Here is a 23,963-nt window from a genome sequence, read left to right as displayed (position 1 = left end):
CATCACTGTGACTGTACGACCACTATCGCGAGCAAGCTCGCTCCCACAATGTCCGCGTCAAGGCGACTATTTATGCCCACCGCCCTTTATCGCTTCATCTTGACCATTGCAATGCTGTTGCCGATGGCCACCCACGCCGGTGATGCCGAAGAGTTCGTCGCCGCCAATCCCGTGCAGCAGGCCAAGTTGCTGGAAACCTGGGCCGCGCAGCCCGATCCTGCCCGTAGCGAGTTGATCAACGCCCTGCAACAAGGCGAGTTGACCCTCGACGGCCAACCGAAAACCCTGCGCCTGAACAACCGCCTGCGGGGTCTGATCGATACGGCCCTGGCCAGTCACCAGTTGCTCGCCGCCGACGCCAAACTCCGTCTGGCCGCCGCGCAGCAATTGCAGAAAAGCGCCAAACCGGCGCAGTTGAAATTCCTTGATCAGCAACTCGCTGGCGAACAAGACGAAGGCGTTTACGCAGCATTGGGCCTCGCCCTGGCCAACCTGCAACTGGTGGATGCCGACCCGGCCGTGCGCCTCGCCGCTGTGCGTCTGCTCGGCGAAACCGGCGACCCGCTGGCCCGCACACGCCTCGAAAACCTGCTGGAGCCGGGCGTTGAAACCGACGCGAATGTGCATACCGCCGCTGAAACCAGCCTCGCTCAAGTCAAACGCAAACTGCTGGTCGGCGAGATGCTCGGCCAGGCATTCAGCGGTATGTCGCTTGGCTCGATTCTGCTGCTCGCCGCCCTGGGACTTGCGATCACTTTCGGCCTGCTCGGCGTGATCAACATGGCCCACGGCGAGATGCTGATGCTCGGCGCCTACTCGACCTATGTGGTGCAACTGATGTTCCAGCGCTTCGCCCCGCAGGCCATCGAGTTCTATCCGCTGATCGCGCTGCCCGTGGCGTTTTTCGTCACCGCGGCCATCGGCATGGCACTGGAGCGCACGGTGATTCGCCACCTCTACGGCCGTCCGCTGGAAACCCTCCTCGCCACCTGGGGCATCAGCCTCATGCTGATTCAACTGGTTCGCCTGGTGTTCGGTGCGCAGAACGTCGAAGTGGCCAACCCGGCCTGGCTGTCGGGCGGCATTCAAGTGCTGCCGAACCTGGTGCTGCCGTACAACCGCATTGTCATCATTGCCTTTGCGCTGTTTGTGGTGGTGCTGACGTGGTTGCTGCTGAACAAGACGCGCCTGGGTCTCAACGTGCGGGCAGTCACCCAGAACCGCAACATGGCCGCCTGCTGCGGCGTACCCACCGGGCGCGTGGACATGCTCGCCTTCGGCCTCGGCTCGGGCATCGCCGGCCTCGGTGGCGTGGCCCTGAGCCAGATCGGCAACGTCGGCCCGGACCTCGGCCAGAGCTACATCATCGACTCGTTCCTGGTGGTGGTGCTCGGCGGTGTCGGTCAGTTGGCCGGTAGCGTGCTGGCGGCGTTCGGCCTGGGGATCGCCAACAAGATTCTCGAACCGCAGATCGGTGCCGTGCTCGGCAAGATTCTCATCCTCGCGTTGATCATTCTGTTCATCCAGAAACGTCCGCAAGGTCTCTTCGCACTCAAAGGACGGGTGATCGACTGATGAACCAGCCCCTGCTCGTTACCGCGACCAAAAAAGCCGGCCCTAAAGTCTCGATTGCCGTCGGTGCAGTGATCCTCGTTCTGCTGTTGGCGCTACCGCTACTGTCGTTGTTACCGGTCGACAGCACACTGCATGTTTCAGCCTATACGCTGACGCTGGTGGGCAAGATTCTTTGCTACGCCATCGTCGCACTGGCGCTCGATCTGGTCTGGGGCTACGCCGGCCTGCTGTCCCTCGGCCACGGCCTGTTCTTCGCCCTCGGTGGTTATGCCATGGGCATGTACCTGATGCGCCAGGCCTCGGGTGATGGCTTGCCGGCGTTCATGACGTTCCTGTCGTGGACCGAAATGCCGTGGTTCTGGACCGGCACCAGCAGTTTCCTCTGGACCCTGTGCCTGGTGGTATTGGCGCCGGGGTTTCTGGCGTTGGTGTTCGGTTTCTTCGCCTTCCGCTCACGGATCAAGGGCGTGTATTTCTCGATCATGACCCAGGCCCTGACCTTCGCCGGGATGCTGCTGTTTTTCCGCAACGAAACCGGCTTCGGCGGTAACAACGGCTTCACCAACTTCCGCACCATTCTTGGCTTTGGCATCACCGAACCAGGTACCCGCGCCGTACTGTTTTTCGCCACGGTGCTGTTGCTGGTGGCGAGCCTGTACATCGGCTGGCGCCTGGCGCAAAGCAAGTTCGGACGGGTGCTGACCGCGCTGCGCGATGCGGAAAACCGCCTGATGTTCTGCGGCTACGACCCACGCGGATTCAAGTTGTTCGTGTGGGTGTTGAGCGCGGTGTTGTGTGGTCTGGCCGGTGCGTTGTACGTGCCGCAAGTGGGGATCATCAACCCGAGTGAGATGTCGCCGACCAACTCCATCGAAGCGGCAGTCTGGGTAGCCCTCGGCGGGCGCGGCACGTTGATCGGTCCGTTGCTCGGCGCCGGTGTAGTCAACGGCATGAAGAGCTGGTTCACCGTGGCGTTCCCCGAGTACTGGCTGTTCTTCCTTGGCGCGTTGTTCATCGTCGTGACCCTGTACCTGCCCAAGGGCGTGATCGGTCTGTTGAAGAAAAGAGGTGAGCAATGAGAATCACTGCAACCGCTGAATTCATGCTCGAACCGGCGTTTTTTCCTGTGGAGCCCAACAAGGACGCCGGCAGCAGCCGCGATGCCATCGGCCTCGGCCAACGGATTGGGCCAGGCCTGAACACGCGTCACGGCACCATCCTGACCCTGGAAGACATCAGCGTCAGCTTCGACGGCTTCCGTGCATTGAACAGCCTGAACCTGTACATCGGCGTCGGCGAACTGCGTTGCATCATCGGCCCCAACGGTGCGGGTAAGACCACCCTGATGGACGTGATCACCGGCAAGACCCGTCCCAGCCAGGGCAAGGCCTGGTTCGGCGAAACCCTGGACCTGACGCAAATGAGCGAAGTGCAGATCGCCCAGGCTGGTATCGGCCGCAAGTTCCAGAAGCCGACGGTGTTCGAAGCCCTGACGGTGTTCGAGAACCTGGAACTGGCGCAGAAAACCGACAAATCCGTTTGGGCCAGCCTGGGGGCGCGCTTGAACGGCGAGCAGAAAGACCGCATCGCCGAAGTGCTGGAGACCATTCGCCTGACCTCCTCGGTCAATCGCCCGGCGGGCCTGTTGTCCCACGGCCAGAAGCAGTTCCTGGAGATCGGCATGTTGTTGATGCAGGACCCGCAACTGCTGCTGCTCGACGAACCGGTCGCGGGCATGACCGACGCCGAAACCGAATTCACCGCAGAGCTGTTCAAGAGCCTGGCCGGCAAGCACTCGCTGATGGTAGTCGAACACGATATGGGCTTCGTCGGTTCGATTGCCGACCACGTTACTGTGCTGCATCAGGGCAGCGTGCTGGCCGAAGGGTCGCTGGAGCAGGTGCAGGACAACGAGCGGGTGATCGAGGTTTATCTCGGTCGCTGACCTGCGAAGACAAAACCTGTAGGAGCTGACGAGTGAAACGAGGCTGCGATCTTTGATCTTGCTTTTGAAGATCAAGATCAAAAGATCGCAGCCTTCGGCAGCTCCTACAGGGGATTTGAGGAGAATCTGGAAATGCTGCAAGTCGAAAAACTGCACCAGTACTACGGCGGAAGCCACATCCTGCGCGGCCTGACATTTGACGTGAAGGTCGGCGAAGTCACCTGCCTGCTCGGGCGTAACGGCGTAGGCAAGACCACCCTGCTCAAATGCCTGATGGGTTTGCTGCCGGCCAAGGAAGGCGCGGTGAACTGGGAAGGTAAACCGATCACTGCGTTCAAGCCGCACCAGCGTGTGCATGCCGGCATCGCTTACGTACCACAGGGCCGGGAAATCTTCGGCCGCCTGACCGTGGAAGAAAACCTGCTGATGGGGCTGTCGCGCTTTCCCGGCAGCGAAGCCAGGGAAGTCCCTGCCTTCATCTACGAACTGTTCCCGGTGCTGCTGCAAATGAAACAACGGCGCGGCGGCGACCTGTCCGGTGGACAACAACAGCAACTGGCCATTGGCCGGGCGCTGGCCAGCCGCCCTCGTCTGCTGATCCTCGACGAGCCTACCGAAGGCATCCAGCCGTCGGTAATCAAGGAGATCGGTGCCGTGATCAAAAAACTCGCAGCCCGGGGCGACATGGCCATTCTGCTGGTGGAGCAGTTCTACGATTTCGCCGCCGAACTGGCTGACCAGTACCTGGTGATGTCCCGAGGCGAGATCGTGCAACAGGGGCGCGGAGAAAATATGGAAGCCGAGGGTGTGCGCGGTCTGGTTACGATCTAATCTGTAGCGTCCTAACGATAATTAAAGATCATGAATTTACCTGCCCAAACAACGCTGTTCACCCCGAGCTGGCACGCCGAACTGGAGCTGGGTTACGCCCGCTTCGGCGATAGCACACGTCCGGTCCAGCGCCGCCACTTGGGTCCGCTGCGGGTACAGAAGCATCTGTATGCCGAAGGGCCTGAAGTCTGCCAACACATCATCGTCCACCCGCCGGGCGGGATTGCCGGCGGTGATCGGCTGGATATTTCAGCCCGCATCGAGCGCGATGCCTGGGCGCAGATCACCAGCCCCGGCGCGGCCAAGTGGTATCGCGCCGCCGGCCCCGCCTATCAGCAGCTGAAGTTGAAGGTGGCAGCCGGTGCGACACTGGAATGGCTGCCCCAGGAGACGATCATTTTCAGCGCGGCCCAGGCTGAACTCAGCACCTGCATCGACCTTGAAGGCGATGCACGACTGTTCTATTGGGACGTCGTGGCCCTGGGCCGGCCGGCCAGTGGCGAGCGCTTCGACCTTGGGCACTTCCAGGCACATCTGGATATCCGCCGCGACGGCCGGTTGCTCTGGCATGAACGCCAGCGCATTGTCGGGGCGGACGATTTGCTGGATTCGCCCATCGGGCTGGACGGACAACCGGTGTTTGCGACCTTGTTGGTGACGGGTGAGATCGACAGCGAACTTCTGGAGACCTGCCGTTCGCTGCCCAACGATGTGCGCGGGGATTTGACCCAATTGCCGGGGTTGCTGGTTGCCCGATGCCTGGCCAGTGAGGCGCTGTTGGCGCGGGGGTGGTTGATTGAACTCTGGAAGTTGTTACGCCCAGCCTTGCTTGGCCGTGAAGCCTTGCCACCCAGAATATGGAACACCTGAATCATGCTTTTCTGTGCAAGCAGATCCAACACTTTTTTAATCTGCCCTGATGGATGTCTACGATGGACCTGACCCCACGCGAAAAAGACAAGCTGCTGATCTTCACCGCCGGCCTGGTGGCCGAGCGGCGTTTGGCTCGCGGCGTGAAACTCAATTACCCGGAAGCCATGGCCTACATCTGCGCCGCGCTGCTTGAAGGCGCACGCGACGGGCAGACGGTGGCCGAGCTGATGCACTTGGGAACCACCCTGCTGACCCGCGAACAAGTGATGGAAGGAATCCCGGAAATGATCCCGGAAGTCCAGGTCGAGGCCACCTTCCCCGACGGCACCAAACTGGTCACCGTCCACCAACCCATCGCCTGAGGCCGCGCCATGACTTACCACATCCGCGATGCCGTGCATGCCGACCTGCCAGCGATCTGCGACATCTACAACGACGCGGTACTCAACACCACGGCGATCTGGAACGAGCAGGCGGTCGACCTCGGCAATCGCCAGGCCTGGTTCAGCGCCCGGCAATCCCAGGCTTATCCGATTCTGGTGATTGTCGATGCCGACAACTCGGTGCTCGGCTACGCCTCGTTCGGCGACTGGCGACCCTTCGACGGTTTCCGCCACACCGTCGAGCACTCGGTCTATGTACGCAGCGACCAGCGCGGCAACGGCCTCGGCCCACAACTGATGCAAGCGCTGATCGAGCGCGCCAAAGGCTGCGGCAAGCACGTGATGGTCGCCGCCATCGAAAGCGGTAACGCCGCCTCCATCCGCCTGCATGAGCGCATCGGTTTTATCACCACCGGGCAAATGCCGCAGGTCGGCACCAAGTTCGGCCGCTGGCTGGACCTGACCTTCATGCAGCTGACCCTCAATCCCGGCGCGCAACCACCCGCAGCCAACAAGGAGTGATCGCCCATGAACCCCGCCCAACTGCGACGCGTCAACGTTGAAAGCTTTGCGCATTACCGCCAGGGCCTGATCGACCTGCTGCTCGATGCCGTCGGCTATGGCGCCAGTGTCGGCTTCATGGCTGACCTCAATGCTACCCAGGCCCACGCGTATTTCGATGAGGTCCAGGACAACCTGAACAAGGGCAATGTGTTGCTGTGGGTGGTGGTCAAGGACGAACAGGTCCAGGCCAGCGTGCAGTTGGGTTTGTGCCAGAAAGCCAATGGCCTGAACCGCGCCGAAGTGCAGAAGCTGCTGGTGCGCGAACACGCCCGACGTCGTGGTCTGGGCCAGCAACTGATGAGCGCTCTGGAGGCGGCCGCCCTGCAGCACAAGCGCGGCATGCTTTACCTCGACACCGAGGCCGGTTCACCCGCTGAAGACTTCTACAAATCGCTCGGCTACACCCGCGCCGGCGAAATTCCCGACTACGCCTGCGACCCGAGCGGCCGCTACAAGCCGACCGCCCTCTACTACAAGATTCTCCAAGGAGCCCATTGATGATTCCCGGTGAATACCAGATCCAGCCCGGCGACATCGAACTCAACGCCGGCCGGCGCACGATCAGTCTGAAAGTGGCCAACAGTGGTGATCGGCCGATCCAGGTCGGCTCGCATTACCATTTTCTCGAAACCAACGACGCCCTGACCTTCGACCGCGCCGCCAGTCGCGGCATGCGCCTGAATATTCCTGCAGGCACCGCGGTGCGCTTCGAACCGGGGCAGAGCCGCGAGGTCGAGCTGGTCGACCTGGCCGGGCATCGCCGGGTGTTCGGCTTTGCCGGCAGGATCATGGGTGACCTGTAAGTAATTCGGTGTCCGCTCAGCCCCCTTCGCGAGCAGGCTCGCTCCTACATGAGACCGCGATCAAATGTAGGAGCGAGCCTGCTCGCGATAGCGAGTAATGCGAGCGATCTCAAAATCAATTGAATTCCAAGGCGAACGAATGAAGATTTCCCGTCAAGCCTACGCCGACATGTTCGGCCCCACCGTCGGTGACAAGGTCCGTCTGGCCGATACCGAGCTGTGGATCGAAGTGGAACAGGACTTCACCACCTACGGCGAAGAAGTGAAGTTCGGTGGCGGCAAAGTCATCCGCGACGGCCAGGGTCAGAGCCAGTTGCTGGCCGCCGAGGTCGTCGATACCCTGATCACCAACGCGCTGATCATCGATCACTGGGGCATCGTCAAGGCCGACGTCGGCCTCAAGGACGGACGCATCGCTGGTATCGGCAAGGCGGGCAATCCGGACGTGCAGCCGAACGTGACCATCGCCATCGGTGCCAGCACCGAAGTCATCGCCGGCGAAGGCATGATCCTCACCGCCGGTGGCATCGATACCCATATCCACTTCATCTGCCCACAGCAGATCGAAGAGGCGTTGATGAGTGGCGTCACCACTATGATCGGTGGCGGCACCGGCCCCGCCACCGGGACCAATGCCACTACCTGCACTTCCGGGCCGTGGCACCTGGCGCGGATGCTCCAGGCTGCCGACGCATTCCCCATGAACATCGGTTTCACCGGCAAGGGCAACGCCAGCCTGCCCGAGCCCCTGATCGAACAGGTCAAGGCCGGCGCCATCGGCCTCAAGCTCCACGAAGACTGGGGCACCACGCCGGCGAGCATCGACAACTGCCTGAACGTCGCCGACCAATACGACGTGCAGGTCGCCATCCACACCGACACCCTGAACGAATCCGGTTTCGTCGAGACCACCCTCGCCGCCTTCAAGGGCCGTACCATCCACACCTACCACACCGAAGGTGCCGGTGGCGGTCATGCGCCGGACATCATCAAGGCCTGCGGTTTTGCCAACGTGTTGCCCAGCTCGACCAACCCGACCCGGCCATTCACCCGCAACACCATCGACGAACACCTCGACATGCTGATGGTCTGTCATCACCTCGACCCGAGCATTGCCGAAGATGTGGCGTTCGCCGAAAGCCGCATCCGCCGCGAGACAATTGCCGCCGAAGACATCCTCCACGACCTCGGCGCGTTCTCGATGATCAGCTCCGACAGCCAGGCCATGGGCCGCGTCGGCGAAGTCATCACCCGCACCTGGCAGACCGCCGACAAGATGAAAAAACAGCGCGGCGCGCTGCCGGGCGACGGTGCAGGCAACGACAACTTCCGCGCCAAACGCTACATCGCCAAATACACCATCAACCCGGCGATCACCCATGGCATCAGCCATGAAGTGGGTTCGGTGGAAGTCGGTAAATGGGCGGACCTGGTACTGTGGCGCCCGGCATTTTTCGGTGTGAAGCCGACGCTGATTCTCAAGGGCGGTGCCATTGCGGCCAGCCTGATGGGCGATGCAAACGCGTCAATTCCCACGCCACAACCGGTGCATTACCGTCCGATGTTCGCCAGCTACGGCGGCTCCTTGCATGCTACCAGCCTGACCTTTATCAGCCAGGCGGCGCAGGAGGCAGGCTTGCCGGAAGCCTTGGGCCTGAAGAAGAAAATCGCCGTGGTCAAAGGTTGTCGGGACGTGCAGAAAACCGACCTGATTCATAACGACTACCTGCCGACTATCGACGTCGACCCGCAGACCTATCAGGTGAAAGCCGACGGCGTATTGTTGTGGTGCGAACCGGCCGACACCTTGCCCATGGCACAGCGTTATTTCCTGTTCTGACGGTCGCTCAAAAAGAAGCCCCGAAGGCGACATCGCATTCGGGGCTGGTCAAACCATCGATCAACTATCAGCCTGCACGGTGAACGGTATCTCCGTCCTTCGCAGCTTGGCACGCTCGATAGCTTGACTCGTCCAGGTCTTCTTCAGTTCCTTGATCGCGGTGAACTGGACCATCTCATCTTCGTTGCGCAGTTCGAGCTTTTTTCTGGCGATATCATCACGATAAGTGTTTTCCAGATAGTCGTCCCAGAAAGTCTGTTGGAGAATGGTTTCCTCGAGCAGGTCACCCTGTTCAAGCCCCAGTACGTGCAGACGAGCGGCCTCTATCATCTCGGACGTCACCCCGCTAATGGCCCGGAATAACATGCCACGCGATTGCCATGGCAGATCCAGTTTTTCCGCCAGCTCCGTCATATAGGCGAGCTGCACCTCCACTTCGTCGATCGTACCGGTAACGTCGCCATTGGCATCGACACGTCTGAATCGCTCTCCGCTCTCGTAACGTGCGGCAATTCGCCGGCGCGCAATAGCGCCCAGTTCATCCAGTCGAGACTTGCCCCTGGCCAACTCCACCAGTTCCGCCTCGATAAGGGCCGGGTTTTCCAGCGCGTAAGCCTCCTTGACCAGCACCTTGACCCCCAGTGCATTGAACAATTGGGTTGCCCCATCAGAACATTCGGTGACTACCACCGACTCGGAGAATGCCGTCTCGCGCAGTTCCGGATCATTGTGCATCGCCTCCAGCATTCGCCAGACCTTGGCTGTCAGTTCGCTGCGATAGGACGTCTCCGCCGTATTGAAGTCAGCCGATTGCGTCAGCCGTCGTATGACATCAAAGAACTTTTCGGAGCCCATCTCATCTTCGAGTTCATCCCAGATGATCAACCTTTCCCTGAACAATGAATCGGGCATGCCCTGCGCCCACTTAAGGCTGTCCAGCAACCCTCGAGGTGGATAAGGACGTTGCGGGTCCATGCCGACAGATTCCAGATAGTGTTTCAGCTTCTCCAGAACGCTCGGAGACACCCACTCAGGTTCACGACTGACGATGGTTCGGCCCAGCAACTCCGCACGGAACGACCCTGGTGCAATGTCTGGAATATGGGTCAATCGGTTGTACCTCAGATTCAGATAGATTTGACGTGGACGGGATTTGCCGAACAGTCCAATGGGCCATTGATCAATGCCGGTCCGCTCAAGATTGAGGACCGCCAGTCTTGACATCAGGCTGATGTCAGGCACGCGACCCAATGGATTGTTTGCCAACTGCAGAACCTCCAATTGAGTCAATCCTCTCAATCGCGCAACCGCCTGTTCGGTCAGCACGATTTGATTGTTCTCCAGCCCCAGTTGGGTCAAATGACGCAGATCACCAATGGCCGGCGGTAACCGGTTTAACAGGTTATCGCTCAGGTTGAGTGAGCGCAGCCCAGGGAATTTCTCGAGAAATGCTCCCTGGCTACTGAGCATATTGGTACTGCACATGCTCAAGCTGGTGACGTGATCAAAATTGGCGGTCAGTTCCGGAAAGCTCGCCAGGTGCCGGCCCATCGAGATGCCATTCAGATCAAGAGACTGCGCACCGATGATGCCCGGGGCGTCGATGCCTGCCGGCCCCGTCCTTTGCCAGCATTGCCTGATCGCCTTGTAGAGCGCGTTACGCGATTGCCATTGCGCCACCCCCAGCGGGCCGAAGCGGTTGTGCAATGTGGGAGAATTCATCCAGCGTTGCAGCGTGCTGTTGAGTTGATTGAACTCGGCTTCCAGGGCGCTGACACGCGCCTCGGCCGCTTCGGCCACTGGCCCCAGTACTCCGCCAATCTGTTCGTCGGAAAATCCTGGATAAAGGGATCTGACCCGCTGCCGCAACAACGGTTCGTCGGCGATTCCGTGATAACCCCCGCGACCGCTCAACGGGTAGCYGCGCCGACCGTCGGGCAACAGCGTCAGCGGCTTCAAGAACGGTTGACGTTGCGCCTGCATGTTCAGGACCGAGCGCAGTTCATCACGCGCCAGTGCATGTTGCTGGATCAGTGCCTCGAGATCCGCGCCCTGATTCACGTGAGGCAAACTCAGGGATCTGCGTTGAGCATCCGGCAAGGCATGCTGAAGGGCGGCATACAGGTCATCCCTTCCGTGTAAATGATTATCGCTGGCGTCGCGTGCTTCGTACTGCCCATCCCCGGTACGAACGAGCACTTTGCGCTCAAGGGCATCTTCGGGGCCGATGCTGGCTCGTATCGCTCCGGTGAAAGAGCCCTCCCGCACTTCGATGCGTAAATTGCCTGACTCGGCCAGTAGTTTTTTGAGTGTATGCAGGACCAGGCTTTCAGTGTCCGGTGCAGCCAGCGTCCCCAGGAAAAGCCCCTCATAAGCGCGTGACAAGCGCACCTCTTGCTGCGCCAGACGAGCTTTTTGCGCCAATCGCAACGGCAGACGCCGGGCGGTTTTCATCTGACGCAGCTCGTCGGGCGTTGCATCCTTCAACAGGTCCTTTGCGAGCCTGGTCGATAACGAGGAAAAGCTGCGCTGGACCAACTGAGTCCGCGGATTTCCCAGTTCCTCGCGTTCCTTGGACAAACTCTGGAATATCCGCGCTCTGGCCTTATCCGCATGGTCGGCCAGAAGCGCTTTCAACGTCTGGGCCTGCTGATCCGGCGCGACATGCTGGCCGACCAGATGCCTGGTTTGCTCCTCGCTGAGGAGGGACAGCACACGCTCCGGCAATTGGCCCGCCATCAGCTCGGCTCGGCTGACCGTGATCACGTCCGAAGCCGGTGCGGCGCTATCACCATACTGAACGGACTTACCGCTCAAATCAGCGCTTTCGAACGCCTCTATCGCTTTGGTACGAGGCCACCCTGGCAGCTCGACCATCAAGGAAGCAGCATAACCGCAAAGGTCACTCTGGAGCTGCCCGCTACGAATCTGGGCCCCCACTTCGCCAGCATCGGAATAGGCTTGAAACCGCGTGATGGTGTCGGCCAGCAGCGGCGGCGGCGGCTCAGACTCGACATGCATCCTGCGCAGCATCTCTTCTTGTGTGCCGCTGACCTTGAGCAGGTTTTCGCGCTCGTTTTCGGTGAAGGAGTCAACCGAGTGTCCCAGACGCCGTAACAAAGTTTGTTTCGACCACTCCAGCGGTGCCTCCACCTCATGATTCCACGCCCCGTTGCCATTATGGTTCAGTTCCGGTTGGTAGGCATCCGTACGTGTCGGATGCTGGATCCGGTATTCCACGGTGCCAGCTTGCTTTTTCAATGCGTAATGTTTGCCCTCCAGCGGCAAAATATCCTCACCGGCATGCCGATGCAGCCCCGACTCGTCGGGCCTGGCGTTTGCTGGCAACTTCACATTTCGCTCGTAGGGTTTGAGATCTGGCTTCCACAACCGCGTCTTGCCACTGGGCAAGGTGACCGACTTCAAGCCTTCGATGAAAGGCGAAACCGTGTAGTGAAAAACCGGCGCCAGTGCCGCCATCGTCGCCAGGTTTTCCAGCACATCGGTGATATGTGCCCAGCCCGCCTCCTTGTCGCCCTGGCTCAACTCGCGCGCGCCCTCGATCGTCTCGAACAACAACTGATCCGCAGTGATCAACAGCATGGCTGCGCCTACCGGCGGCACAAAGAACGCGGCGATACCGACGATAGACAGGCCGATATTCAAGTAATTGGCGAGCCGACGTTCACGGGTGATGGCATCCTCGGTGGCGGTGGAAACGGCGAGGACCTGCGCATCCTCTCGCAGATGCCGACGTTTCTGACGAAACATCTCGGTCCAGATGCCAGCCATGCCGACCCACTGAAAATTCAGAGATAGCTTGGCATGCAAATCGATATTCTCCACCGGGTCTCGTCGCCAGTGCCGATCCGCTACGGGGCCGACCAGTCTTGAAGCAGGGCTTACATACTTCAGATAACCACGTACCTGGTCTTTCCAGTACGTGCCGGACGGCGCGTCCAACACTTTCTCGGTAAAACGAAGAAAAAAATGGCCCCGGTCCTTTTCGCTGATGAACCGGCTGAAGAAGCGTTGATAGTCGGTGAGCGCGTCCTTCGCACTATCGATTCGACTTCCCGGAGGCCGGTACATCAGTTGATGGGTCAGTTGCTCTTCGAAGTCAGCGAATGAGGCGTATTTTTTTATCGAGTGCTCTGGATCGTCCGGAATGTAGGCAATGACATAGCTGCCATCGTAACGGTTGGCGTGGGTGGGAAAGAACACTGCGCATTCGGCTATTTCGTAACCCATCAGACTAAGCGGGCTGTAGCTGATGGGGCGTCGGCTGTCTTTATCCTTTACGACATCCTGTTCATTGATCAGTGCGACTATCAACTCGTGATGCGCAAGTTCGATATCACCTTTGAGCAGGGCTGCATAGGCGGCGGCCTTCATGGCTGATTTTTTGCTGTCAATGAAAGCCAGGCTCAACGCCTGCTCATGCGCAGCTCCACCCTCGTAAAGAAACTTGTTTATGAATTTTTGGTACTGACCGCCGATATCGAGCTCGCGACATATCGCTACAAACTGCTGAATTTTCAGTGTGGAATCAATAACGTCGAAGCGTCCCTGCGTATCGGGCCCGGTAATGAACGAAGAGTCTTTGTCGAAGTAGCCTTCCTCAGCCTCGAACGTTTCGAAATTGTGCAACGCCGCCTGCAGCAATGAAAAGGTTCTACTGCGTACATCGCCGGTGCTCACACCCGTCGCAATACCAAAAAATTCATAATCTACCGGGTAATAGAGTCGCACCCAGGTTTTCTCGACATCCAGGTCAATATCCGCTTCGGCCAAAGCAGTGGTCAATAAAGGCTTGGCAAAGGTGGTGACACTGTCCACGGCGGCAAGTGTCTTGTCCCAGTTGTTCTGCGCATGACAGTCAATTTCCATCAACGCTTTCAGGGCACTGCGCTGATCCGTCGAACTATTTTCATACCAGAGTGGAACAGTGGGCTTGGTGTCTTTGAGCACCTTGCGCCGTAGCGGCGAGGCCTGAACAAGGCACTCGGGAATAGTGCTTTTTATGAAGTCGAAGTGACGACCCTTTTCAAAATCAGCGGGTACATCAAGCGTGGTTTTTTCCATCAGAGAATCAGACATATCGCACATCCGTATGCAATCGATTGAACTTCCAATGTACTCATTGTCGATCTGGAATAACAAATCGAAAATCCACCGGACAATACCTGAACAAGCGGCCATAACCATTCAATTAACGGTATGAAGAAATAATTAAATAACACCTTATTCGCAGTAATACCGCTTCATCAGCACCTGCGGCAGCTCCTACAAGGGATCAATGCAGGCAGGATTATTCTACTAACCGTGGTTGCTCGAACGCTCGGTTCTCGGCCAGCAGTTGCCGGGCCTCTCCCGGCAGATCCAGCGCCAGGGAGGCACCTGACTATCAGTTCTGCTAGTTCCCAACACTCTGCAGCAGGATCAGACTGGGGGCGCTGATCACTATCAACGCTCTCACCAAGGAAGGCTCCGCCATGCCTCAGTTACCTGCTGATAATCCCGCGCCCTTACAACAGTCGCGCACTGTCCTGCTGGCTACCGACAACAAAAACTCGATACTCGCCGAAGTCGCGGGGGGCGAGCCTAATCCCATCGCTTATTCCGTCTATGGTCAACAATCCGCGCAGCAGGATGTAGCGACGACCCTGGGGTTTAACGGTGGATTGCGCGAGGCGCAACTCGGTTGGTATTTGCTGGGCAATGGCTACCGAGCTTACAACCCGACATTGATGCGCTTTCATAGCCCGGACAGTTGGAGTCCGTTTGGGAGAGGCGGATTGAATGCATATATGTATTGCGTGGGGGATCCGATTAATCACTCCGATCCAACAGGGCATAGTATTTGGAAAGCAATGAAACTTTTTTACTCAGAAAACATGTCATTCACGGGGGCGTCACAACTAAGCATCAATGCACGGCACGCTCAGTCGGTAGCTGCAACCAGCGGAAGATACGCGGCTATGCAGCCCCTTGCAGGAGCTCGGACGACGCCCGCTCTGGTAACAAACGCAAGCTCAAGTGACGCACTAGTGATATTAGGTATTGTTTCGGGAGCACCTGGGCCACGTAACGGCCTTCCGCGACAAACCTCCTATAATTATGGCCTTCCAAGCCCTCCTGGATACGTAGCAGGCGCTGCAGCAAGTGGGGTGACCGCTGCCACACTGGGAAGACCTCGAAGCTCGTCGCTAGGGGGACTGGTAATGCCATCGACGACACAGCCGTCGGGGCGAAGATTATCAAGAGAGATAGTGAGTAGAAATGACATAACGCACATCGATAGAAATGGGGTAAGCGTCACACGCCCTCGCCAACCGGTTCGGGGTGGTAATGATGGGAGGGTTAATAACACAAGTGCTGGCACGAGTTCGACGTCTCGCCACCCCCTGAGTGATGCAGAGCACGAGCGAGTTGAGTACAATACCTGGTTGCGGGTAAGAGGTGCGCAACTGCAAAGGCAAGGTTATACATCACCATCATTCATAGCAGAGGCACTACGTTGGGAGACACCTGCAGAGTTAAGGCGAATCCGTACAGAGATTGGGGTTCGGAGGCAAGGTTCCGGTCACTAACAGTGACAATCCAGCTTTCCATTCATTCGCGACCTGGTGTTTAACCATTTAGCTATTCAACCAGCAACCGCCCCAATCGCTGCTTCAACATCCGGTTCTCCGCCCTTAGCTGCTGGACCTCTTCAAGCAGGTCCAGCGCCAGGGCAACCCCCTCCCACTCCAGCTCCAGGTCGTGCCGCAGCTTCGCGGCACGCTTGGCCAGTGCCAACTCATAATCATTGAAACGCCAGTCCTCGGGCTGCTTGCCCTGAGGTTCGAGGATGCCGTGTTCGACGATTTCGATCACATGGACGTCCGACAGATCGGCCGCCTCACAGAATTCTGCCAGGTCCAGTTGAACGATCAGGGGGCTGCTCATGACGGGCTACTCCATGTCTGGGTTCAGAAGTGTTCTCTCGGATCGAACGCGGCTTTTTTCGCCAGTTCCTGCCACAGGGCCTTGATGTCATCGTCGGACTTCTTCGGCATGACAGCCTTCAGTTGTACGAACAGGTAACCGCGCTCACCGGCCTTGTTCATCAGGCCATGGCCCTTGGCGCGCATGCGCTGGCCGTTCTGGCTGCCCGCCGGGACCTTGAGGTTGATCTTGCCGGTCAGGGTCGGCACGGCGACTTCAGCCCCCAGCGCCAGCTCCCACGGTGCCAATGGCAAGGTGATGATCAGGTTCTCGCCTTCGACGTCGAATTTCGGGTGCGGGGCAAAACGGATCGTCAGGTACAGGTCGCCATTGGCCCCGCCACCCACGCCCGGAGCGCCCTGCCCCTTGAGGCGAATGCGCTCGCCGTCGGTCACGCCGGCGGGGATCTTCACGTTCAGGCTTTTGCTGGTGTTGCTCACATGCTGCCCGGCCGCGTTGTACTGCGGTACCTGGAAGGTGACCTTCTTCGACTCGGTCGACAGTGTTTCTTCGAGAAAAACTCCAAGCTCCATTTCCACGTCTTGCCCTCGGCGTCCGGTGCTGCGACGCGACTGTCCACCACCAAAGCCTGGCCCACGATTGCCGAATATCGAACTGAAAAAGTCCGAAAAGTCGCCCGTGTCCTGGCCGCCACCACCGAAACCGCCTCGGCTCTGCCAGCCCGGTGGCCCCTGGAATGGCTGGCCGTGCTGGCCATAGCGGCGCAATTCATCGTATTCGGCGCGTTTATCGGCGCTTTTCAGCGCTTCATAGGCTTCCGAGGCGTCCTTGAACTTGGCCTCGGCGTCCTTTTCCTTGCTGACGTCGGGGTGGTATTTGCGCGCCAGCTTGCGATAGGCGGCCTTGATCGCCTTGTCGTCTGCGGTCGGCTCCACACCGAGAATCTTGTAATAGTCTTTGAAGTCCATCGAAGGAATCACCATCCGTTATCAGAATCGCGCCACAGGCCACAGCATGCGCTTGTTTGCAGCCATTGGTTTGACCGATCTCAAATTTGTGACCGGGCGGCGCAGCAGAAGTTTATCGGCAGCAGGCGGGGCTTCTTGCGAGCATTCCCGCGGCTGTCCGGTTGATGCAGGGTAGTTTGGGGGGGATGCCCCATCTTTCAAGGCATTGTCTGCGAAGAATTAGCAGATAACCGGCCTTCGAATCTGGCGCGCTCTGACATACACTGCGCGGCCGTTTTTTAACCGGAACCTGAAAGACATGAACAACGCATCTCCAGCCCGTGCCTTGGGTATCGACTTCGGCACGTCCAACTCCACTGTCGGCTGGCTACGCCCCGGCGTGGAAACGCTGATCGCGCTGGAGGACGACAAGATCACCCTGCCGTCGGTGGTCTTCTTCAATATCGAGGAACGTCGCCCGGTGTACGGCCGGCTGGCGCTGCACGAGTACCTGGAAGGCTACGAAGGCCGCCTGATGCGCTCGCTCAAGAGCCTGCTGGGTTCCAAGCTGATCAAGCACGACACCAGCGTCCTGGGCACGGCGATGCCGTTCAAGGACCTGCTCGGGCTGTTCATCGGCCAGCTCAAGAGCCGCGCCGAAGCGGCCGCCGGTCGGGAATTCGAAGAAGTGGTACTGGGGCGGCCGGTGTTTTTTGTCGACGATGACCCGATGGCCGACAAAGAAGCCGAAGACACCCTGGTAGACGTGGCGCGCAAGATCGGTTTCAAGGAAGTCTCGTTCCAGTACGAGCCGATTGCCGCAGCGTTCGACTACGAGTCGACCATCGAGAAAGAAGAGCTGGTGCTGATCGTCGACATCGGCGGTGGTACCTCCGACTTCTCCCTGGTGCGCCTGTCGCCGGAGCGTCGGGGTGTGGACAACCGTCACGAGGACATCCTCGCCACCGGCGGTGTGCACATCGGCGGAACCGACTTCGACAAACAGCTCAGCCTGCAAGGCCTGATGCCGCTGTTCGGCTACGGCAGCCGCATGAAGAGCGGCGCCTACATGCCCACCAGCCACCACATGAACCTGGCGACCTGGCACACCATCAACTCGGTGTACTCGCAGAAGTCGCAACTGGCCCTGGGCAGCATGCGCTACGACATCGAGGACACCGGCGGTATCGACCGCCTGTTCAAGCTGATCGAGCAACGCGCCGGACACTGGCTGGCCATGGAAGTGGAAGAAACCAAGATCCAGCTGACTCACTCCGACAACCGTCACGTGCCACTGGATCGCATTGAAGCTGGCCTGAGCGTGGACTTGAGCCGTGCACTGTTCGAGTCGGCCATCGACAGCCTGCTGGAGCGGGTGCGAGCCAGCGTCACCCAACTGCTGGCAGACGCAGATGTGCGGGTCGATCAGGTCGATACGGTGTTCTTCACCGGTGGTTCGAGCGGGATTCCGGCGCTGCGCAACAGTGTTTCGGCGATGTTGCCGAATGCGCGGCATGTGGAAGGCAACATCTTTGGCAGTATCGGTAGCGGTCTGGCGATCGAGGCAGCCAAGCGTTACGGCTCGATGGACTGATCCGAAACCGAGGTGCCTTCATCGCGGGCAAGCCACGCTCCCACAGGTCATGCGCTGTCCTTGTGGGAGCTGGCTTGCCAGCGATAGCGTCAGATCAGGCAATACATCTTTCGGATCAAACCATCCCCACCTGCTTCAATTCACTCTTCAGATACGCGTAGTAAATCGGCCCCGCCACCACCCCCGGCAGGCCGAACGCGGCCTCGAACACCAGCATCGCCAGCAGCAACTCCCACGACTTGGCACTGATCTGCCCGCCGACGATGCGCGCGTTGAGGAAATATTCGAGCTTGTGGATAAAAATCAGATAACCCAGCGCCGCCACGGCAACCCAGATCGACAGCGACAGGCCGACGATGGTGATCAGGGTGTTCGACATCAGGTTGCCGATCACCGGCAGCAGGCCGAGCAGGAACGTCAGCACGATCAGGGTTTTGGTCAGCGGCAGCTTGATGCCGAACAGCGGCAGGATCACCGCCAGGAAAATCCCGGTGAAGACGGTGTTGAGCAAGGAGATCTTGATCTGGGCGAACACGATGTTGCGAAACGCCTGGACCAACAGGTGCAGACGTTCGAACAGTGCGGCGGCCAATGGTTTGCGCTTGGTCAGGTCCGGAACGCGCTGCAAGGCGATGATCGCGCCGAGCACCATGCCGATCAGCAGCGTCACGAACATGTGCGCTGCATCCTTGCCCACCAGTTGCAAATCACTGAGGTGCTTGCTCACCCACTCGCCAATCGCCACACGAAACTCCGCGGCACTGGCTGGCAGGTAAGCGTCGATGAACGGCGGCAGTTGCCCGCGTGCGCGGTCGACTACGCCCATGAACTTGTCGAGGGAAGCGCCAGGGTTCTCTGCTTCGTGCAGCAGGAAGCTGATGGCACCGGCGAAGATCAGCGTCAGCACGCTGACAATCAGAGTCCCCAGCAACGCCACCGCCAGCCAGCGCGCGCGCCGGCCTTCGATCAACCGTTGCAGTTGCGGGGTGAGCATGTTGACCAGCTCGAACACCAGCAACCCGGCGAGCAGGCTGGGCAGCAATCGCAGCGGGATGACCAGCAGCAGTCCGCCAAAAATGATGACCCAGCTGATGACCAGCAAAACTTGACGCTGAGAAAACGTTGGCATACAGCCTCAAAAACGAACGGCGTAAAAAGGATTGGCAGTCTGCCAGCGATCCGGTGCGAGCACTAGGTTTGTGTAGATCGACCTTAGTGGTGGTTCAGGATTTTTTGCAGCGTCTTCTGCGGCCCCATCGTCGGAGCGCCGCCCGGAGCAAGCTCGCTCCCACAGTGGAACTGAGTACACCGGACAAATGTGGGAGCGAGCTTGCTCGCGATGGGGTCGGCACATTCACCACAAGCTTCCAGGTTTATTTTTTCTTCAGGCAATCACTCATGAACGCCTTGCGCTCGTCACCCTTGAGGGCTTTGGTGGCGGCGTCGGCGTTGCAGGTCTTCATCTTCTCTTGTTGTGGGGTCAAGGCCTTACCGGCATCGTTTGCCGCCGGAGTCGCCTTCAGGCAGGTGCTCATGAAGGCTTTGCGCTCGTCGCCCTTGAGGCTTTTGGCCGTGGCGTCGGCGTTGCAGGTAGTCATCTTTTCCTGTTGGGCTGTGGCGGCGAAGCCTTGGGAACAGAGCAGCAAACCGATCATCAACAAAGGGACACGCATCATCTTCATGGAGTTTTCTCCTGGTCGCCACGCCGAGGGGCGCGGCCTTGTACTGGAGTGTAGACAACCCCTGTTACACCTTCCTGTTCTCCAGGTGGCTGCGTCGATACTGCTCCGGCGTGCACCCGGCCTGACGCTGGAACATCGCGATAAACGCCGAGCCGGTGCTGTAGCCCATGTCGAAGGCGATCTCCTGAATGCTGCGCGGGCTATCCAGCGCTTCGATCGCCGCCAGAAAACGCAGGCGCTGGCGCCACTCGCCGAAACTCATGCCCAGTTCCCGCACGAACTGCCGCGCCAGGGTGCGCTCGCTGACATGGATGCGTGCGGCCCATTCCGACAGGGGCCGGTTATCCCCAGGCTCGGCCTGCAACGCTTCGAGAATTCCGAGTAACCCGGGACTGCTGGCATAGGGCAGGTAGCACTCGTGCACCGGGGCCTGTTGCAGTTGGTCCACCAATACCTGGGCCAGACGCTGATCGGCGGCCTGCTCGGGGATTTTCACGTCGCGGGCGGCGAAGTCCTTGAGGATCGACTTGAGGATGTCACTGATGGCCAGGGTGCAGGCTCGCGACGGCAGGTCGACGCAGACCTTGGGTGCCAGGCACACCGCGCGGTAGTTGACCGGTTGGTGGCTGTAGAAACTGTGCTCGATCTGCGGCGGCACCCACACCGCGTATTGCGGAGGAGACATGAAGCGGCTGCCCTCGACGTCCATGTGCAGCACGCCGTGGGCGGCGTATTCCAGTGTCCCCCAGGGATGTCGGTGGGGCGCGGCGTATTCGTGGGCGTCGAAATCGGCGTAGCGGAAGTACACCGCCGACGGCAGTTCGCAGAAATCCAGCAGGTCGATGTGTTTACTGCTCATGCTGTCCGTCATCAGGGGCCGGTTGTCTGGATCGAAGTATAGGCTTGCATCCAGACAAGTGGATAATTGCCCCTCATTAACGTTCTGGTTTTTCCCGATGCAATACGCTTATCCCCTGCTGGCCATTTTTATCTGGGCCGGCAACACCGTGATCACCAAAATGTCTGCCGGGGCGATCTACCCCGCCGAGATCGGTTTCTACCGCTGGCTGCTGGCCGGGTTGCTGTTCACGCCCTTCATGCTCAAACCGGTGCTCGCCCATTGGCCACTCATCCGTCCGAAACTGGGCAAGATCTTTGTCCTCGGTGTACTGGGCATGGCCGTTTATCAAAGCCTGGCGTACTTCGCCGCGAGCCTGACCTCGGCCACCAACATGGGCATCATCCTGTCGCTGATGCCGCTGATGTCGCTCGCCATGGCGATCATCAGCCTCGGCCAGCGCCTGACCATGGGTGCCCTGGCCGGTGCGGTACTGTCATTCGCCGGTGTCCTGGTGGTGGTGTCGTCCGGCAGCCTTGGCGCGTTGCTGGAACACGGGGTCAACCTGGGCGACGCGATGATGCTGATCGCCACCCTGGCCTACGCGGTCTACAGCACCCTGCTGAAAAAATGGCAGCTGAAGCTGCCGCCACTGGTGCTCCTGTATTTGCAGGTGCTGGTGGCCGTGTTGGTGCTGTTTCCGCTGTTCCTCGCCTCATCGAAAGTCGGCCCGACCCTGCAGAACATTCCGCTGGTGCTGTACGCCTGTCTGCTGGCTTCGATGGTCGCGCCGCTGGCATGGATGCAGGCCGTGGTGCGTCTGGGGCCGAGCCGGACCACGCAGTTTTTCAATTTGCTGCCGCTGATTACCGCCTTGATTGCGGCGGTGGTGCTGCATGAGCAACTGGCGATGTATCACCTGGTGGGCGGGGTGCTGACCTTGGGTGGGGTGATTGTTTCCGAGCGTTGGACGACGGTGTTGGGTCGTAAGGTCGGCGTTGCCTGATCCGGCGTCTTCGCGAGCAAGCTTGCACACAGTTTTTGTGAGCAACACAAATCACTGTGGGAGCGTGGCTTGCCCGCGATGAACGATAACGCGGACTAAAGCCCTGCCGCATTCAGCCGCGCCGCATGCTCGACAAACAACCGGATCGGTTCGGCCCCCTTGCCCACCAGCCCCAGCGACTGGTTGACGATATCGAAGTGATCCAGCGGATACTCATCGCCAATCACCGTCCCCAGGTGCGAGCTGTAGCGCCCGACCATGCCGTCGCAATGCCCGGCTTCGCGGATGAAGGTTTTGGCGAACAACCGGCAACTGCGGTTGGTGCCATCCAGCAGATTGCGCCCGCGATCGGTAATACCCGGCTGCAAGGTGCCGGACCAGGAGTAATAGCGCACGCCGTTGACCTCTTCCGGCCCGTGACCGCCCCAGGTTTCGGGCAAGCCCTGTGGATAATGCTGGTTGAACAGCGTGACGCCAGCACTGGTGAGGGAGTGATGGGACGCATGGATGTCCACCGGCAGCTTCGGCCCGCGGTAACCGGTATCCAGCACAGCCATCAGCGCGCCGACCATCCTCAGTAAAAAGCACAGCAGACGACCACGGACGCTGTCATGGGGATAATGCTTGTGCAGGTAATCGGCGAGCTCCGAACCGTGATTCGGCCCCGCCACCGAAGTGACCGAGGCGATCAGGTCCGGACGCTTGGCCGCCGCATAACGGGCAGTCAGCGAACCCTGGCTATGACCGATCAGGTTGACCTTGTCGGCCCCGGTTTCCCGCAAAATGTCCTCGATCCGTACCAGCAATTGCTCGCCGCGCACTTCGTTCGAATTAAGCGGCGAGACCTGCACCGCGAACACCACCGCACCACCCCGGCGCAACGCCTCGACGATCCCGTACCAGTAGGGATAAAGCACCAGGCGGATGAACCCGAGCATTCCCGGGACCAACACCAACGGGTAGCGCGGGGCAGAACCTTGCGACATGGGCGGACATCCTGGTGGTCGGGCGGTGACGCAAGGCGGGATGAAAGACATCCACCAAGCATCGCCAGCGAAGATGACAAGTCTATGTCATCCGCCCTACTTCAACCCCACCACGCCCGCCACGATCAGCCCGACCGAGACCAGCTTGATCACGGTCAGGCTTTCGCCCAGCAGCGCGAAACCGAGAAACACCGTGCCCAGCGAACCTATGGCCGTCCAGATCGGGTACGCGATGCTCACCGGCAACTCGCGCATGGCCAGGGTCAGGAAGTAGATCCCGCCCACAGCCGCCACCACCGTGATCAGCGAAGGCCAGGGCCGGGTGAAGCCCTCGGCGTACTTCATGCCCATGGCGAAGGTGACTTCGAACCCGGCGGCGACCAGCAGAAACAGCCAGGCCATCTAGAACTCCCCGGCCAGCGCCAGCAAGCGCTGCTCGGCCTCGGCCACTGACACCGCGAAGGTGCGTTCGGCGGATTCCTCGCCCTCGGCCGCCACCACCGTGACGTCGTTGATGCCGATGAAACCCAACGCCGTGCGCAGCCATGGATCAGCGTGGTTAAGCGCTTCAAGCTCGCCACCCGGGCCGAAACCGAAACCGCCGCGACTGGTGACGATCAGCGCTTTCTTGCCCTGCAACAGCGGCGTGTATTGGGCGATGCCATTGTCCAGCGTGTGATCGAATGTCAGGCCCAGCCGCACAATCTGATCGACCCAGGCCTTGAGGCCGCTGGGCACGTTGAAGTTGTACATCGGCGTAGAGATCAGCAGCAGGTCGTGATCGAACAACTCGTTGACCAGTTGATCGCTGAGCGCCAGATCCGCCTGCATCGACAGCGGCCGCGTTTCGGGTTCCGGGTAAAACGCCGCCGCAACGAACGCTTCGTTGACCGCCGGGATCATCGCCCGGCCGACTTCGCGACGAGTGACCTGAGCCAGCGGGTGGCGAACTTGCCAGGCGCTGAGAAAACTTTCAGCCAGGCGACGCGAATGGGAACGGTCACCCCGTGGACTGGCGTGTATCGCAAGAATTTTACTCATCTGTACTTCCTCCGGACTAGAATCAAACGGCTTGTTGCTTGCAGCTTGAAGCTCGCAGCTGTCCATCTTCAAATGAGCAAAAATCAGTCAGGATGAGTTTATTT

The 23,963-nt window shown here is 59.6% G+C and carries 22 protein-coding genes; 13 read left to right on the top strand and 9 right to left on the bottom strand.

Annotation, left to right across the window (positions count from 1 at the left end; all coding sequences use genetic code 11):
• Positions 1–72 precede the first annotated feature (72 nt).
• The 10 genes from urtB to ureC all read left to right on the top strand — a co-directional run bounded on the left by urtB (position 73) and on the right by ureC (position 8,814).
• Positions 73–1,575 (top strand): urea ABC transporter permease subunit UrtB, encoded by a 1,503-nt coding sequence (gene urtB, locus AC1DU9_RS09355; RefSeq protein WP_477810043.1) that lies wholly within the window; start codon positions 73–75, stop codon positions 1,573–1,575.
• Positions 1,575–2,654, top strand: coding sequence for an urea ABC transporter permease subunit UrtC (gene urtC / locus AC1DU9_RS09350; RefSeq protein ID WP_223463620.1), 1,080 nt, complete (start codon positions 1,575–1,577; stop codon positions 2,652–2,654). Before urtB ends, urtC begins: the two co-directional genes overlap by 1 nt.
• Entirely contained in the window at positions 2,651–3,520 is an 870-nt protein-coding gene (gene urtD, locus AC1DU9_RS09345) for an urea ABC transporter ATP-binding protein UrtD (RefSeq protein WP_477810042.1), read from the top strand. The genes urtC and urtD overlap by 4 nt, the downstream gene beginning before the upstream one ends.
• 132 nt (positions 3,521–3,652) lie before the next feature.
• Positions 3,653–4,351: an urea ABC transporter ATP-binding subunit UrtE gene (gene urtE / locus AC1DU9_RS09340; protein ID WP_477810041.1), complete on the top strand. Its 699-nt coding sequence runs from the start codon at positions 3,653–3,655 to the stop codon at positions 4,349–4,351.
• Positions 4,352–4,381: 30 nt separating this feature from the next.
• The gene (locus tag AC1DU9_RS09335) at positions 4,382–5,221 is read left to right on the top strand and encodes an urease accessory protein UreD (RefSeq protein ID WP_477810040.1); all 840 of its coding nucleotides are present in this window, start codon (positions 4,382–4,384) and stop codon (positions 5,219–5,221) included.
• A gap of 62 nt (positions 5,222–5,283) precedes the next feature.
• Positions 5,284–5,586, top strand: coding sequence for an urease subunit gamma (ureA, locus tag AC1DU9_RS09330; protein ID WP_108218467.1), 303 nt, complete (start codon positions 5,284–5,286; stop codon positions 5,584–5,586).
• A 9-nt stretch (positions 5,587–5,595) separates the two neighbouring features.
• Positions 5,596–6,129, top strand: a complete 534-nt coding sequence (locus AC1DU9_RS09325; protein ID WP_477810039.1) for an N-acetyltransferase family protein — start codon at positions 5,596–5,598, stop codon at positions 6,127–6,129.
• Between the two features lie 6 nt (positions 6,130–6,135).
• Positions 6,136–6,669 carry a GNAT family N-acetyltransferase gene (locus AC1DU9_RS09320; RefSeq protein WP_477810038.1) on the top strand — a complete coding sequence of 178 codons (534 nt, stop codon included), beginning with the start codon at positions 6,136–6,138 and terminating at the stop codon, positions 6,667–6,669.
• A complete protein-coding gene (locus AC1DU9_RS09315; protein ID WP_223463626.1) occupies positions 6,669–6,974 on the top strand; it encodes an urease subunit beta in 306 nt (101 codons plus the stop codon). The genes AC1DU9_RS09320 and AC1DU9_RS09315 overlap by 1 nt, the downstream gene beginning before the upstream one ends.
• A 139-nt stretch (positions 6,975–7,113) precedes the next feature.
• Complete coding sequence (gene ureC, locus AC1DU9_RS09310) at positions 7,114–8,814, top strand: urease subunit alpha (RefSeq protein ID WP_477810037.1); 1,701 nt, start codon at positions 7,114–7,116, stop codon at positions 8,812–8,814.
• 60 nt (positions 8,815–8,874) lie between these two features.
• Here ureC and AC1DU9_RS09305 read toward each other — a convergent pair whose 3' ends face one another.
• Positions 8,875–13,914 (bottom strand): NEL-type E3 ubiquitin ligase domain-containing protein, encoded by a 5,040-nt coding sequence (locus AC1DU9_RS09305; protein ID WP_477810036.1) that lies wholly within the window; start codon positions 13,912–13,914, stop codon positions 8,875–8,877.
• A 395-nt stretch (positions 13,915–14,309) separates the two neighbouring features.
• On the opposite strand from AC1DU9_RS09305, the gene AC1DU9_RS09300 reads away from it, so the two are divergent.
• Complete coding sequence (locus AC1DU9_RS09300; protein ID WP_477810035.1) at positions 14,310–15,407, top strand: RHS repeat-associated core domain-containing protein; 1,098 nt, start codon at positions 14,310–14,312, stop codon at positions 15,405–15,407.
• A 52-nt stretch (positions 15,408–15,459) separates the two neighbouring features.
• Here AC1DU9_RS09300 and AC1DU9_RS09295 read toward each other — a convergent pair whose 3' ends face one another.
• Positions 15,460–15,765, bottom strand: coding sequence for a chaperone modulator CbpM (locus AC1DU9_RS09295; protein WP_477810034.1), 306 nt, complete (start codon positions 15,763–15,765; stop codon positions 15,460–15,462).
• 23 nt (positions 15,766–15,788) lie between these two features.
• Positions 15,789–16,733: a DnaJ C-terminal domain-containing protein gene (locus AC1DU9_RS09290; RefSeq protein ID WP_223463631.1), complete on the bottom strand. Its 945-nt coding sequence runs from the start codon at positions 16,731–16,733 to the stop codon at positions 15,789–15,791.
• 298 nt (positions 16,734–17,031) lie between these two features.
• Between AC1DU9_RS09290 and AC1DU9_RS09285 the strand changes: the two genes are divergently transcribed.
• Positions 17,032–18,306 carry an Hsp70 family protein gene (locus AC1DU9_RS09285; protein ID WP_223463632.1) on the top strand — a complete coding sequence of 425 codons (1,275 nt, stop codon included), beginning with the start codon at positions 17,032–17,034 and terminating at the stop codon, positions 18,304–18,306.
• A gap of 115 nt (positions 18,307–18,421) precedes the next feature.
• On the opposite strand, the gene AC1DU9_RS09280 is transcribed toward AC1DU9_RS09285, so the two are convergent.
• From AC1DU9_RS09280 to AC1DU9_RS09270, 3 genes are all read right to left on the bottom strand, one after another.
• Complete coding sequence (locus tag AC1DU9_RS09280; RefSeq protein WP_223463633.1) at positions 18,422–19,435, bottom strand: AI-2E family transporter; 1,014 nt, start codon at positions 19,433–19,435, stop codon at positions 18,422–18,424.
• Between the two features lie 244 nt (positions 19,436–19,679).
• Complete coding sequence (locus AC1DU9_RS09275; protein ID WP_223463634.1) at positions 19,680–19,988, bottom strand: PsiF family protein; 309 nt, start codon at positions 19,986–19,988, stop codon at positions 19,680–19,682.
• Between the two features lie 64 nt (positions 19,989–20,052).
• Positions 20,053–20,847: an AraC family transcriptional regulator gene (locus tag AC1DU9_RS09270; RefSeq protein WP_477810033.1), complete on the bottom strand. Its 795-nt coding sequence runs from the start codon at positions 20,845–20,847 to the stop codon at positions 20,053–20,055.
• Positions 20,848–20,944: 97 nt separating this feature from the next.
• Here AC1DU9_RS09270 and AC1DU9_RS09265 point away from each other — a divergent pair, with 97 nt between their 5' ends.
• Positions 20,945–21,832: a DMT family transporter gene (locus AC1DU9_RS09265; protein WP_457266117.1), complete on the top strand. Its 888-nt coding sequence runs from the start codon at positions 20,945–20,947 to the stop codon at positions 21,830–21,832.
• A gap of 95 nt (positions 21,833–21,927) precedes the next feature.
• On the opposite strand, the gene AC1DU9_RS09260 is transcribed toward AC1DU9_RS09265, so the two are convergent.
• The 3 genes from AC1DU9_RS09260 to AC1DU9_RS09250 form a co-directional block, all read right to left on the bottom strand.
• Complete coding sequence (locus tag AC1DU9_RS09260; protein WP_223462562.1) at positions 21,928–22,818, bottom strand: esterase/lipase family protein; 891 nt, start codon at positions 22,816–22,818, stop codon at positions 21,928–21,930.
• Between the two features lie 96 nt (positions 22,819–22,914).
• Positions 22,915–23,220 (bottom strand): DMT family transporter, encoded by a 306-nt coding sequence (locus AC1DU9_RS09255; RefSeq protein WP_223462561.1) that lies wholly within the window; start codon positions 23,218–23,220, stop codon positions 22,915–22,917.
• Complete coding sequence (locus AC1DU9_RS09250) at positions 23,221–23,859, bottom strand: FMN-dependent NADH-azoreductase (protein WP_223462560.1); 639 nt, start codon at positions 23,857–23,859, stop codon at positions 23,221–23,223.
• Positions 23,860–23,963: the final 104 nt, after the last annotated feature.

It is taken from the genome of Pseudomonas sp. P4_C1 (assembly GCF_056402155.1).
Note: the sequence above shows the minus strand (reverse complement) of the source record. Positions and strands in the feature narration are given on the sequence as shown.

Bases quoted from the DNA above. Each gene is read 5' to 3' on its own strand.
- urtB (WP_477810043.1), top strand. From the start codon at position 73: ATGCCCACCGCCCTTTATCGCTTCATCTTGACCATTGCAATGCTGTTG.
- urtC (WP_223463620.1), top strand. From the start codon at position 1,575: ATGAACCAGCCCCTGCTCGTTACCGCGACCAAAAAAGCCGGCCCTAAA.
- urtD (WP_477810042.1), top strand. From the start codon at position 2,651: ATGAGAATCACTGCAACCGCTGAATTCATGCTCGAACCGGCGTTTTTT.
- urtE (WP_477810041.1), top strand. From the start codon at position 3,653: ATGCTGCAAGTCGAAAAACTGCACCAGTACTACGGCGGAAGCCACATC.
- AC1DU9_RS09335 (WP_477810040.1), top strand. From the start codon at position 4,382: ATGAATTTACCTGCCCAAACAACGCTGTTCACCCCGAGCTGGCACGCC.
- ureA (WP_108218467.1), top strand. From the start codon at position 5,284: ATGGACCTGACCCCACGCGAAAAAGACAAGCTGCTGATCTTCACCGCC.
- AC1DU9_RS09325 (WP_477810039.1), top strand. From the start codon at position 5,596: ATGACTTACCACATCCGCGATGCCGTGCATGCCGACCTGCCAGCGATC.
- AC1DU9_RS09320 (WP_477810038.1), top strand. From the start codon at position 6,136: ATGAACCCCGCCCAACTGCGACGCGTCAACGTTGAAAGCTTTGCGCAT.
- AC1DU9_RS09315 (WP_223463626.1), top strand. From the start codon at position 6,669: ATGATTCCCGGTGAATACCAGATCCAGCCCGGCGACATCGAACTCAAC.
- ureC (WP_477810037.1), top strand. From the start codon at position 7,114: ATGAAGATTTCCCGTCAAGCCTACGCCGACATGTTCGGCCCCACCGTC.
- AC1DU9_RS09300 (WP_477810035.1), top strand. From the start codon at position 14,310: ATGCCTCAGTTACCTGCTGATAATCCCGCGCCCTTACAACAGTCGCGC.
- AC1DU9_RS09295 (WP_477810034.1), bottom strand. From the start codon at position 15,765: ATGAGCAGCCCCCTGATCGTTCAACTGGACCTGGCAGAATTCTGTGAG.
- AC1DU9_RS09290 (WP_223463631.1), bottom strand. From the start codon at position 16,733: ATGGACTTCAAAGACTATTACAAGATTCTCGGTGTGGAGCCGACCGCA.
- AC1DU9_RS09285 (WP_223463632.1), top strand. From the start codon at position 17,032: ATGAACAACGCATCTCCAGCCCGTGCCTTGGGTATCGACTTCGGCACG.
- AC1DU9_RS09280 (WP_223463633.1), bottom strand. From the start codon at position 19,435: ATGCCAACGTTTTCTCAGCGTCAAGTTTTGCTGGTCATCAGCTGGGTC.
- AC1DU9_RS09275 (WP_223463634.1), bottom strand. From the start codon at position 19,988: ATGAAGATGATGCGTGTCCCTTTGTTGATGATCGGTTTGCTGCTCTGT.
- AC1DU9_RS09270 (WP_477810033.1), bottom strand. From the start codon at position 20,847: ATGAGCAGTAAACACATCGACCTGCTGGATTTCTGCGAACTGCCGTCG.
- AC1DU9_RS09265 (WP_457266117.1), top strand. From the start codon at position 20,945: ATGCAATACGCTTATCCCCTGCTGGCCATTTTTATCTGGGCCGGCAAC.
- AC1DU9_RS09260 (WP_223462562.1), bottom strand. From the start codon at position 22,818: ATGTCGCAAGGTTCTGCCCCGCGCTACCCGTTGGTGTTGGTCCCGGGA.
- AC1DU9_RS09255 (WP_223462561.1), bottom strand. From the start codon at position 23,220: ATGGCCTGGCTGTTTCTGCTGGTCGCCGCCGGGTTCGAAGTCACCTTC.
- AC1DU9_RS09250 (WP_223462560.1), bottom strand. From the start codon at position 23,859: ATGAGTAAAATTCTTGCGATACACGCCAGTCCACGGGGTGACCGTTCC.